We start from the raw sequence: 3,098 nt of genomic DNA, 5'->3' as shown, positions 1-3,098 counted from the left end.
CCGACCGGTAACGTAGCGCCGACTGCCGACCGAGACACGAACACCGAACATGTCTGCCATGGCGAAGACTTCCAAGTACACCTACCGCAGCAGCGGCGGGGGCACCACCGACGTTAACATCGAGTACTCCGCCGACCTGAGTGCTCTCTCCAGGCTGGAGGACAAGATTCGTCTCATCCAAGATGATCTGGAATCCGAAAGAGAGCTGCGTCAGAGGATTGAAAGAGAGAAGGCAGATTTGAGCGTGCAAGTGATTCAACTGTCTGAGAGGCTTGAGGAAGCTGAAGGCGGAGCCGAGAGCCAGTTCGAGATCAACAGAAAGCGTGACACCGAACTCCTCAAGCTACGCAAACTACTGGAAGATGTCCATTTGGAGTCAGAAGAGACCGCCCATCTGCTCAAGAAGAAGAACCAAGAGATCGTAATCGACTTCCAGGAACAAATCGACCAGCTTACCAAAACTAAAGCCAGGGCTGAGAAGGAGAAGTCCAAGTTCCAAGCTGAAGTTTACGAGCTGTTGGCCCAAGTCGAGAACGTGACCAAGGAGAAGATCACCATCTCCAAGACATGCGAGAGGCTCGAGATCACCATCAGCGAACTCCACATCAAAATCGAGGAACTGAACCGCACCATTGTGGACATCACTTCCCACAAGCAGCGTCTGTCCCAAGAGAACATCGAGCTCGTTAAGGAAGTTCAGGACCTCAAGGTCAACATTGAGAACGTAGTTTACCTGAAGAGTCAGATCGCCAGTCAACTCGAAGACTCACGCCGCAGGCTTGAGGATGAGGAGAGAAGGCGCTCTCTGCTTGAGGCCAGCCTGCACCAGGTTGAGATCGATTTGGAATCCGTTCGCGTCCAACTGGAAGAGGAGTCCGAAGCTCGTCTGGACCTCGAACGTCAGCTGGTCAAGGCTAACGGTGAGATCGGACACTGGCGCTCCAAGTTTGAGGCAGAGGCTGCTGCCAGGGCTGAGGAAATCGAGGAAATCCGTCGCAAGTACTCCATCCGCATCCAGGAACAGGAGGAGCAAATCGAGACCCTCATCGCGAAAATCAACAACGTTGAAAAACAGAAGTCTCGTCTGCAGAGCGAGGTCGAAGTCCTCATCATCGACTTGGAGAAGGCAAACGGTACTGCTCGGGAGCTTCAGAAGAGGACCGAGCAGCTGGAGCGCGTCAACATCGAGATCAAGTCCCGTCTCGAGGAGACCGTGCAGTTGTACGAGCAAACCCAGCGCGACCTGCGCAACAAACAAACAGAACTCCAGCGCGTCTCCCACGAACTCGACAAGACCCGCGAACAGAAAGACGCCCTCGCCCGCGAAAACAAGAAAATGGGTGATGACTTGCATGATGCTCGCGCGAACATCACCGAGTTGAACCGCCGTCTCCACGAGCTCGAAATCGAGTTGCGCCGTCTTGAGAACGAGCGAGAGGAACTCACTGCCGCCTACAAGGAGGCCGAAGCTGGCCGCAAGGCTGAGGAACAGCGCTCACAGAGATTGACGGCTGAGTTCGGCCAGTTCCGTCATGAGGCTGAGCGTCGTCTGCAAGAGAAGGAAGAAGAAATCGAAGCCATCCGCAAGCAGACAAGCATCGAAATCGAACAGCTGAACGCTCGCGTCGTGGAAGCCGAGACTAAATTGAAGTCTGAAGTCACACGCATCAAGAAGAAGTTGCAAATCCAGATTACTGAACTGGAACTCTCTCTTGATGTGGCCAACAAGACCAACATTGACCTCCAGAAGACCATCAAGAAGCAGTCTCTGCAGCTTACTGAGATCCAGACCCACTACGATGAGGTCCAGAGGCAGTTGCAGGTGACTCTCGACCAGTACGGAGTCGCCCAGCGCAGGATACAGTCACTCACCGGAGAGGTTGAGGAGATTCGTGGCAACTACGAGCAGGCCCTACGCGTTAAGCGCTCAGTCGAGCAGCAATACGAGGAATCTCAGACTCGCGTCAACGAGCTGACTGTTATCAACGTGAACCTGTCAAGCAGCAAGGCTAAGATAGAACAGGAACTGGCTATCGTCGCCGCCGACTACGATGAGATCACCAAGGAACTCCGCATCGCCGATGAGAGATACCAGCGCGTACAGACTGAGCTGAAACACACTGTCGAGCATCTGCATGAGGAACAGGAGAGGATCGTCAAGATCGAGGCCGTCAAGAAGTCTCTTGAAATCGAAGTCAAGAACATCTCTGTCCGTCTGGAAGAAGTCGAAGCCAACGCTATTGTTGGTGGCAAGCGTATCATCAGCAAGCTCGAGGCTCGCATCAAGGACATGGAGCTGGAGCTGGACGAAGAGAAGAGGAGACACGCTGAAACCATCAAGATCCTCCGCAAGAAGGAGCGTCAACTTAAGGAGGTCATCATTCAGTGCGAGGAGGATCAGAAGAACATCTCTCTCCTCCAAGATTCTTTGGAGAAAACCTCCCAGAAAGTCAGCATCTACAAAAGGCAGTTGGCTGAACAAGAGGGCATGTCGCAGCAGAGCGTGACCCGTGTCCGACGATTCCAGCGTGAATTGGAAGCCGCCGAAGACCGCGCCGACGTCGCCGAGAGTAACCTCTCCCTCATCCGCGCCAAGCACCGCACTTTCGTCACCACCTCCACTGTCCCCGGCTCCCAGGTCTATCTGGTCCAGGAGTCCCGCGCCCTCAGCAGTGAGCGCTTGTGAACACGCTAACTAACATCGCAACCGCAAAGCAAGCGCCCCACGCACACCCCGCCACAGCATTTCTCTCATCAGTCAATAAGGGGGCGTAATTCCGGTCGGGTATAAGCCTAGTCGTTCGTTAAGTGATTAAATGTATTGATAGATGGCGCTACTATTCTTTCGGGTTCAATAACGCCATCTGTTGTTTTGTGCTCTGAGTAGGGACGGGCGCTCGGCGCGACGGCTCGCCCTAACGTTGCCGTGTCTCCACACTGGCCAAACGCCGACCGCTCGTCCCGCTTACATTTTATAAATTATTATGTAATACTAATTCAACCAAATAAAGGAACCAAAAATATTTAAGCTTTTTTTTTTTTCAATATTTTTCTATTGTAAGGCCACCGGAACGATTGACTACGATGTCGCTATGTAC

The 3,098-nt window shown here is 53.1% G+C and carries 1 protein-coding gene; it reads left to right on the top strand.

What is annotated here, in order from left to right; genetic code table 11:
- Nucleotides 1–58: 58 nt before the first annotated feature.
- The gene (locus tag ICW24_RS20035; RefSeq protein ID WP_226347290.1) at nucleotides 59–2,686 is read left to right on the top strand and encodes a hypothetical protein; all 2,628 of its coding nucleotides are present in this window, start codon (nucleotides 59–61) and stop codon (nucleotides 2,684–2,686) included.
- Nucleotides 2,687–3,098 lie beyond the last annotated feature (412 nt).

Origin of the sequence: Agilicoccus flavus (assembly GCF_014857905.1) — a bacterium.
Classification (GTDB): Bacteria; Actinomycetota; Actinomycetes; order Actinomycetales; family Dermatophilaceae; genus Agilicoccus; species Agilicoccus flavus.
Note: the sequence above shows the minus strand (reverse complement) of the source record. Positions and strands in the feature narration are given on the sequence as shown.

Coding starts and splice junctions, on each gene's coding strand:
- ICW24_RS20035 (WP_226347290.1), top strand. CDS start 59: ATGGCGAAGACTTCCAAGTACACCTACCGCAGCAGCGGCGGGGGCACC.